The sequence below is a fragment of the Mycobacterium sp. genome, from assembly GCF_049802695.1.
Taxonomy (GTDB): domain Bacteria; phylum Actinomycetota; class Actinomycetes; order Mycobacteriales; family Mycobacteriaceae; genus Mycobacterium.
This window is the reverse complement of sequence record NZ_JBARMY010000147.1, coordinates 1-8,032: the sequence shown is the minus strand read 5'-3', so window position 1 is coordinate 8,032 and position 8,032 is coordinate 1. Positions and strand designations below refer to the sequence as shown.

Annotated in this window: 7 protein-coding genes; 3 read left to right on the top strand and 4 right to left on the bottom strand. The window is 65.5% G+C overall.

The features are described 5' to 3' along the window. Positions 1-78: 78 nt before the first annotated feature. The 3 genes from WA317_RS06095 to WA317_RS06085 all read right to left on the bottom strand — a co-directional run bounded on the left by WA317_RS06095 (position 79) and on the right by WA317_RS06085 (position 4,706). On the bottom strand, positions 79-2,277 hold the full coding sequence (locus WA317_RS06095; protein WP_425172183.1) for an acyl-CoA dehydrogenase: 2,199 nt from the start codon (positions 2,275-2,277) through the stop codon (positions 79-81). A gap of 136 nt (positions 2,278-2,413) precedes the next feature. Next, positions 2,414-3,547: an alpha/beta hydrolase gene (locus WA317_RS06090; protein ID WP_425172182.1), complete on the bottom strand. Its 1,134-nt coding sequence runs from the start codon at positions 3,545-3,547 to the stop codon at positions 2,414-2,416. Between the two features lie 472 nt (positions 3,548-4,019). Next, positions 4,020-4,706, bottom strand: a complete 687-nt coding sequence (locus WA317_RS06085; RefSeq protein WP_425172181.1) for a TetR/AcrR family transcriptional regulator — start codon at positions 4,704-4,706, stop codon at positions 4,020-4,022. Positions 4,707-4,773: 67 nt separating this feature from the next. On the opposite strand from WA317_RS06085, the gene WA317_RS06080 reads away from it, so the two are divergent. Further along, the gene (locus WA317_RS06080) at positions 4,774-5,682 is read left to right on the top strand and encodes an oxygenase MpaB family protein (RefSeq protein ID WP_425172180.1); all 909 of its coding nucleotides are present in this window, start codon (positions 4,774-4,776) and stop codon (positions 5,680-5,682) included. A 13-nt stretch (positions 5,683-5,695) separates the two neighbouring features. Here WA317_RS06080 and WA317_RS06075 read toward each other — a convergent pair whose 3' ends face one another. Next, the gene (locus WA317_RS06075; protein ID WP_425172179.1) at positions 5,696-6,319 is read right to left on the bottom strand and encodes a TetR family transcriptional regulator; all 624 of its coding nucleotides are present in this window, start codon (positions 6,317-6,319) and stop codon (positions 5,696-5,698) included. Between the two features lie 247 nt (positions 6,320-6,566). Between WA317_RS06075 and WA317_RS06070 the strand changes: the two genes are divergently transcribed. Together WA317_RS06070 and WA317_RS06065 are read left to right on the top strand one after the other, a co-directional pair. Further along, the gene (locus WA317_RS06070; RefSeq protein ID WP_425172178.1) at positions 6,567-6,782 is read left to right on the top strand and encodes a hypothetical protein; all 216 of its coding nucleotides are present in this window, start codon (positions 6,567-6,569) and stop codon (positions 6,780-6,782) included. A gap of 171 nt (positions 6,783-6,953) precedes the next feature. Beyond that, positions 6,954-8,032, top strand: a 1,079-nt coding sequence (locus WA317_RS06065) for a PPE family protein (protein ID WP_425172177.1), incomplete at its 3' end; no start/stop codon positions are given.

Genomic DNA, 8,032 nt, shown 5'->3' with positions numbered 1-8,032 from the left:
GTCTTGACGCAGGGTGGCCCGCCTCACCACGAGGAGGGTTCATGCCGATCGGACAGCCGTCCGGTCGGCATGAATCATTTACGGATCGCGCGGCAGGCCAAGCAATCGCTCGGCGATGATGTTGAGCTGGACCTCTGAAGTGCCCCCGTAGATCGTGGTGGCGCGACTGGCCAGGAGGTACTCGTCCCACTTTCCGGGCAGCTCGTCGGGATCCCCGATCGCGGCGTCGGCGCCGAACGTGGACACGGCGAACTCGGCGTAATACTGCCCGGTGCGCATCGACAGCAGCTTGGAGATCGCTGCCGACGGCATCGCGTCGGCGCCGGCCAGCGTCAGAAGTGTCGAGCGCATATTGAGCACCTTGGCGGCATGCCCCTCGGCGATCAACTGCCCGGCACGGTTCTGCGCGATCTGGTCGAACTGGCCGTCCCGAACGAACTCGACGAAGCCGTGGAGATTGGCCAGGAACGGCGCCTCGGAGCTGCCGATCGAGACCCGCTCCGCAGTGAGGGTGTTGCGGCTGACTTCCCACCCGCGATTCACTTCGCCGAGCACTAAGTCGTCGGGCACGAACACGTCGTCGATAAAGACGGTGTTGAACATCGCATTCCCGGTCAGCTCACGCAGCGGCTGCACCTCAACGCCTTCGCTCTGCATGTCCAGCAGGAAGTACGTGATGCCATTATGTTTTGGGGCGCTGAGGCTCGTTCTCGCCAGCAGCGCACCCCACTGCGCGAACTGCGCGGCGGTGGTCCAGATCTTTTGTCCGGTGATCCGCCAGCCGCCGTCGACCTTGGTTGCCTTGGTACTCAAGCCGGCCAGGTCCGAGCCGGCGCCCGGCTCGGAGAACAGCTGGCACCACACCTGTTCGCCTCGGAAGGTTGGTGGCAAGAACCGCTGTTTCTGCTCTTCGGTACCGAACGCCACGATCGACGGAACGATCCACGACGCGATGCCGATCTGCGGGCGCCTGACCCGTCCGGCATTGAACTCCTGGGCGATGATGATTTGTTCGACCGGTTCGGCTCCCCGGCCCCAGGGCGCGGGCAGGTGAGGCAGCACCCAGCCGCCCTCTGCGATGGCGGCCTTGCGCTCCTCGCGCGGAATGGTCTTGAGCGCGTCGACCTCGCCGCGGATGTCGGCCCGCATCTTCTCCGTATCAGGGTCTAAGTCGATGTTCAGCTGGCGCATCCCGGTGGTCGTCGCAGTGTCGACCACCCGCTGCGGGTATTCGGATCTGCGGCCGAAGGACGCGGCCAGCAACAGCGCGCGCCGGTAATAGACGTTCGTGGCGTGTTCCCAAGTGAAGCCGATGCCGCCATGGACCTGGATGCAATCTTGGGCGCAGCGCTGTGCGGCCGCCGGAGCCAGCGTCGCTGCTACCGCGGCGGCGAACTCGACTGCGGCGGAGGTGAAAAGAGCGGGGTCGTCGCCCGCCTCGTCGATCGCGCGGGCGGCGTCCCACACCGCCGCGGTGGCCCGTTCAGTGTCGGCGACCATCTCAGCGCACTTGTGCTTGACGGCCTGGAACTGGCCGATGGGTCTGCCGAACTGCTCCCGGATCTTCGCGTACGCGGACGCGGTGTCAGTCGCCCACCGCGCGACACCGATCGCCTCCGCGGACAGCAGCGTGGAGATCAGCGCGTGTGCAGCCGAGCGGCTCAGCTTGCTAAGCACGGCGTCGTCGCCCACTTCTACGGCGTTGGCGCGCACATGGGCGACCGGTCGCAGCGGATCGACGCTTCTGACCGGTTCGATCTCGAGGTGGTCGGCGCGCAGCACGATCCACTCCTCGCCGCTGTCGATTGCGACAGGCAGAACCAGAAGTCCGGCCTGACCCGCAGCCGGGACGGCGCGGACCTCGCCGCGAATCACCAGCAAGTCGCCGTGCCGGGTGGCGGTCAGACCGGAGTTCAGCGCATAGGCAGCGATGGCAGCCCCCGAGGCCAGTTCGCCGAGCACCTTCGCTTGTGAGTCATGCGCGGAGATCAGCGCGCTGGCGATCGCGGACGGCACGAACGGGCCGGGTACCGCCCCGTAGCCGAACTCGGCCAGCACCACCGCCAGTTCAAGGATGCCGAAACCCTGCCCGCCGACTGATTCGGCGATGTGAACGCCCAGCAGCCCTTGTTCGGCGGCGGCCTGCCAGTACGGCGGAGGGTTGCCGATCGGGGCCTCCAGCGCCGCGTGCAAGACCTCGGACGGCGCGACGCGCGCCACCAGCGACCGGACCGAGTCGGCGAGGTCATTGTGCTCGGGAGTGATCGCGATCGGCATGATGTACCCTTCCTCGAGCTTCGCCCGGCTGAACCTGCCCGGGCAAATCCCTCCCCACGGCCAGCCCGCTAAGGATCAATCTAACAACCGGTCGGTTGGTTGCCCAGCCCCGGCGTTGACAGTGTCGAGTCCGCCTCTAGCGCCAACGCTTGGCGATCCACTTGGCGACCGTGTCGGCAAGTTCGCTGCGCGCACCGGGGGTGGTGAAGTAGTGATCGGTGTCTGTGGAGAACTGCGTCTTATCGGTGCCGGCCAACGCGTCGTAGATGCGCTGGGCGTCGGATGGGAAGACTCCGGTGTCAGCCTCGGCATTGATCACCAGGGCCGGGCAGTTGACTCGGGCCAGATGCGGTTCGGCGCGGGTCGGCGCCGTCCGCAGGCTCCACATACTCAGCCAGTTCCGCAGTGTGCAGGCCGCGGCGATGCCACGTGCCGAGCGATTGGCCTTGACCGGGAGGCCGACATAACACGAATTCGGCTGACGCCTGGTGGGCTCGATGCTCGGGTCGACCATGCGAGGATCGGCCCAGGTTCGCATCACGGCGAACGGGCGATCGGAAAAGCCCGCTGACTGAACGCGTTTGAGCTCCGCTTCGGCCCAGTCGGTGATGGCGTGATTGCGTGCGACTTGGGCCGAGCGGTATTTGGTCAGGAAGTCCGCCGAGTAGGGCGGGCCGTTGGTTTCGTGGAATAGATCCAGTTTTGGGTCGGTGGCGACCGGATCGTTCTCGTCGACGACGGCCGCGTCCATCCAGGCGGTCAACACATCGGGACGGCCGGGATGTGCCGCACTGGCCACGAAGCCGTCTGCGGGCAGTAGGTCGGCGAGCCCGGCCGCCGGACGCATGCCGGGCATTGGCGTGACGTGTGGCTCGACGGCCTGGGCCTGGTAGGCGGCCATTAAGGATCCGCCACCGGAATTCCCAAACAGCACAGTGGTTTCCACGCCCCGTACTTCGCGCAGCCAACGCACGCCCACACCGATGTCGACTAGGGCGTGATCGAGCAGGAAGCTGCTCTCGAAGCCGCGGAAGCGGGTGTTCCAGCCGAGAAAGCCGATGCCACGAGTAGCCATGTAGTCGGCGAGATAGTGCTCGGAGAAGTCGATTTGGAAGTGGGCCGCAATCATGGCCACCTTGGGCTTGCGGCCCATCCCGCGGTGATACAAGCCCTGGCATGGGTGTCCGCCGGCAGCCGCGCGGCGCGCGGTGGGCGACGGCAGCCCGACGAACTCCTGGATCACTCCGGGCGCGCCGATACCCCGAGTCATGTCCACCGACCTTTTCGGCATGAGTAGCTCGGTGTGCGATGACCCGAGGACTGAGCCCATCGCACGGTTGCGATGACGGAACCGAATGGGATCGAGCAGACATGCACCCCTATCATCTCGGCCGGCCGGTTGCGGTAGATATACCGGTGGACGGTAGCCGCGGCCTGAGTGCGCTCATCTCGCTGCTCGAACACCGTCATCACTAGACAAACCTCACAAAATCAGATTCTGGACAAAACTGAACCTGATGTTAGATTCTGTATCCCAGCGTCTACCCGCGTTCATTTTATTTCCACGACCCCGACGGGATCACTCACGAGTTTGCCTGCTGGAGTAAGGATTTCGATGCGACGCATCGCCCCGCCACACCGAAGACCGCCGTGACCGACGGGCGGCAGACGGCTCGTAGCTCGTCGCCGACTTGCACCGAAGCTGACCTTACCGCGTGGTCCGCTCGGACGTTCCGCGTTGGTCACAAATGCGCGGCAGGCGAGGCGTTCTTCGCCCGGTACAAGGCTGGATCGGCGAGTTCGTCAAGCAGCGCAGCCAGATGGTCGACGAGTTCCTCTGGCTCGAACCGCACCTCACCGGCCAGCCAGGCGCCGATGGTCTGCGCCACCCCTCCGACCACGAAATGCGCTGCAGCCTTGATGCGATCGTTCTCCGGCACCTGCAAGGTGGCGCCGACATGTTGCCCGGACAGCATGGCGAACAAAGCGTTGGATTCGGCGCGCTTCCGTACCAGCACGGCGTTGGCCGGCTGCGCGCTGAACAGCAGCCGACCGACACGAGCGTCGCCCGCGACGGTCCGCACGATGTTGGCCATCCCCGCCCGAGTTTGTTCGCGGGCGGGGGCTGCAGCCACGGCGGCCTGGGTGGTGGCGGCCAGATCAGCAATGACCGAGTCGAAGACAGCGCTGACGAACTCGTTCTTGTCGGAAAAGCTCTCGTAGAAGTAGCGGGCGGCCAGCCCGGCCCGCCGGCAGACGCCACGAACGGTCAGCGCGGAAACGTCGTGCCGATCGGACCCCAGCAGGTCGAGGCCTGCGGCAAGGAGGCGGCTGCGGCGAGCGGCCAGGCGGTCGGCGGGTTCCACGCCGCGGTAAGGGCGCGCACTCCTCGGCTCGGCTGCCCTGAACTCAGGATCAATGACGCCCATCTTGACACTGCAGCGAACCGGGCGGATTATCTGGAAACAAACGTTCTCAGATTAGTGAGCATTGTCGATGACTCTTGGTGAAAACGTGGGGCAGGTCGAGCGCGAGATCGCCGATCCGCCCGACCGAGGGCGCGCGCAGCGGAGGCGGGCGCCCGGACGTCGAGCCGATGTCGACGACGGTTTGACGGGGCTCGCACTGCTGGCCGGGCCGGCCAACGTGATCATGCAGCTGGCGCGGCCCGGCGTTGGCTACGGCGTTCTGGAGAGCCGCGTCGAAAGCGGCCGGGTCGACCTGCACCCGATCAAACGGGCGCGCACCACGTTCACCTATCTGGCCGTCGCCACCGCCGGCAGCGACACACAGAAGGCGGCCTTCCGCCGGGCGGTCAACCGCGTGCACGCCCAGGTGTACTCGACACCCGAAAGTCCGGTGCGTTACCACGCGTTCGACCCCGAGCTGCAGCTGTGGGTGGCGGCCTGCCTGTACAAGGGCGCCGTCGACGTCTACCGGATCTTCGTCGGCGAGCTGGACGGCGAACAGGCCGAACGTCATTACCGCGAAGGCATGGCGCTGGGCACCACTTTGCAGGTGCCGCCGGACATGTGGCCGCCGGACCGGCCCGCGTTCGACTGCTACTGGCGCGACTCGCTGGAGAAAGTCCACATCGACGACGCCGTGCGCGCCTACCTTTACCCGATCGCGATGGCCCGGCTGCGCGGAATCGCGCTGCCCCGCTCGCTGCGACGGCTGCCGGAGAGTCTCGCGCTGCTGATCACCAGTGGCTTTCTGCCGCAACGGTTCCGCGACGAGATGCGGCTGCCGTGGGACGCCACCAGGCAACGACGCTTCGACCGGTTGATGACGATGCTGCGGACGGTCAACCGCCTCATGCCGCGATTCATCCGTCGCTTTCCGTTCAACGTGCTGCTGTGGGATCTTGACCGGCGGATCCGGACGGGCCGCCCGCTGGTCTGAGTGACGTCAGCCGTCAGATCGCCGCGGCTTCATTGTTGGCCGCCTGGCACAGCGCACGCACGGTGGTATGGATCTGCTCTACCGCCTCGTCGACACTGCACATCGGCTGCGACATATGGCTGAACGTCAAGCGGACCTCAACTTCAACGATCGACTCGAGTCGCCGCTCGATGGATGGTGGCAGCTCGTAGAACTCCCGGGCAGCCGCCGCGATGGCATCCATTGCACCTGCCCAGATCGGCCTGGGCCCGGTGGTCAGCAGCGGAGTCAGGCCGACCTCCGCATTGCGGGCACGCTGCATATTCGCTTTCACCAGGGCGTCGTCGGCGCCGGCGCGCAGGGTGAAGGCGGCGCCGGCGGCCAGACCCGCCGCCATGTCACCAGGATGCGTCTTTATCGCCGAAACGACTCCGCCGACGAAGCGGTCCGTCTCCCGCTGCACCAAGGCTTCGCCCACCGCCTGCTTGGCGCCGAACTCCTTGTAGAGCACTTGTCGGCTGATGCCGACCTGGATTGCGATGCGCGACATGTTCACCGCGCGCCAGCCCTCTGAACACACCAGGTCATAGGCGGCGTCTAACACCCGGTCGCGCAGCAGCAGGCGGACCTCGGCTTGAAAGTTGGGAGCGTCCGGCACAACTGCAGCATATGACATAACGCACAACGATGTACCTGTTGACACAACTCTAGGACGTCTGTAAACATCAGATACAACTCGACGCAAGTTGTATTAACGATCGATCAGTCGATGAGAGGCCATGCCAGATGGCGCCGTCTTTCCGCAGCTGTGACTCCAGTCAGGGGTCGCCGGCCGGAATGACCGCCCGGTGAAGTGTCCGCGGGCGGAATCGGCGCGGCGTGCGCAGACCCGGGCCTCAACCGACGTGCCGTTCGACACGGACCTCATCAAGGATGCGATAGCCCTGTTGTCCGACCGGCACCGCGCCGTCATCTATCGGTCGCTCTGCCTGAAGCGGACGACGATGCAAATCGCCGCCGAACTCAAAACCGACGACCGGCTGGTCAAGCAGGACCTGCACCATGCGCTGCACGCGTTGCGGACAACGCTGCAGGACGCGATTGACCGCCCTGCCCGGTGACCGATCGCCGTCAACTAGCCCAGGGCGGCCTGTCGGCTATCACCGGATCCCTCGACAAGCAGTTATTGATAATGATTTTCAAAGTCAGTAAGCTGCGCTTGCCCGAATCAATTCGCCCGCGCAGGAAGGTCTGTCATGACGTCGCAAGTGGTCTGCACGGGCGGCTGATGCATGACCGCGCCGATCTGGATCGCCTCACCGCCGGAAGTGCATTCAACTTTGCTCAGCAGTGGTGCCGGGCCTGGTTCATTGCTGTCGGCCGCCAGCGCCTGGTCGTCACTGTCTGCGGAATACGCCGCGGTGGCCGAAGAACTCAGCGCGGTGCTGGCATCGGTGCAGGGCGGGGCGTGGGAAGGACCGGCCGCCGAAGAATTCGTGGCCGCCTACGGACCGTATCTGGCGTGGTTGACGCAAGCCAGCGCGAACAGCACGGCTGCTGCTGCCCAGCACGAGACCGCAGCGAGTGCCTACAGCACTGCGTTGGCGACCATGCCGACGCTGGGTGAGCTGGCCACAAACCACGGCGTCCATGCGGTACTGGTGGGGACAAACTTCTTCGGCGTCAACACCATCCCGATCGCGCTGAACGAGGCTGACTACGTCCGAATGTGGGTGCAGGCCGCAACCACTATGAGCATCTATCAGGCCGTCTCCACCGCGGCGACCGCGGCGACGCCTACGACAACGCCGGCGCCCCAGATTCTGAAGTCCGACACGACCGCGACGGCTCAGCCCGCCGACGACAACAGCGGCGACAACCCGTTGGGGCTGCCACAGCAAGTTCTGCAGTTCCTACAGAACTCAGGTATCGGCAACAACGCCGTGGCACACGACCCGACTGTCGACAACGCCTTCGACAACATGTTGTCGAACTTCCTGCAGAACTTCGGCTACAACTGGAACCCGGCTCAGGGCACGCTCAACGGACTCGACTACGACTCCTATACGAACCCTGGGCAATCGGCCTACTGGGTGGCCAGAATCCTCGAGCTCACCGAAGACTTCCAGCAGTTCGGCGTTGACCTGCAGACCAACCCGGCGGCAGCTTTTCAGTACCTGGTCAGCCTGGAGTTGTTCGACTGGCCGACGCACATCGCTCAGATCGCGCCTTTCGTCAGCCAGAGTCCGGCGCTACTGGCGGCCTTGGCCGCCCCGGTGATCGCGCCCGTCGGCGCCCTCGGCGGTTTTGCGGGCCTGGCCGGACTGGCGGGTATTCCGCCGGCTGTCGTGCCGGTGCTGCCGGTTCCCCC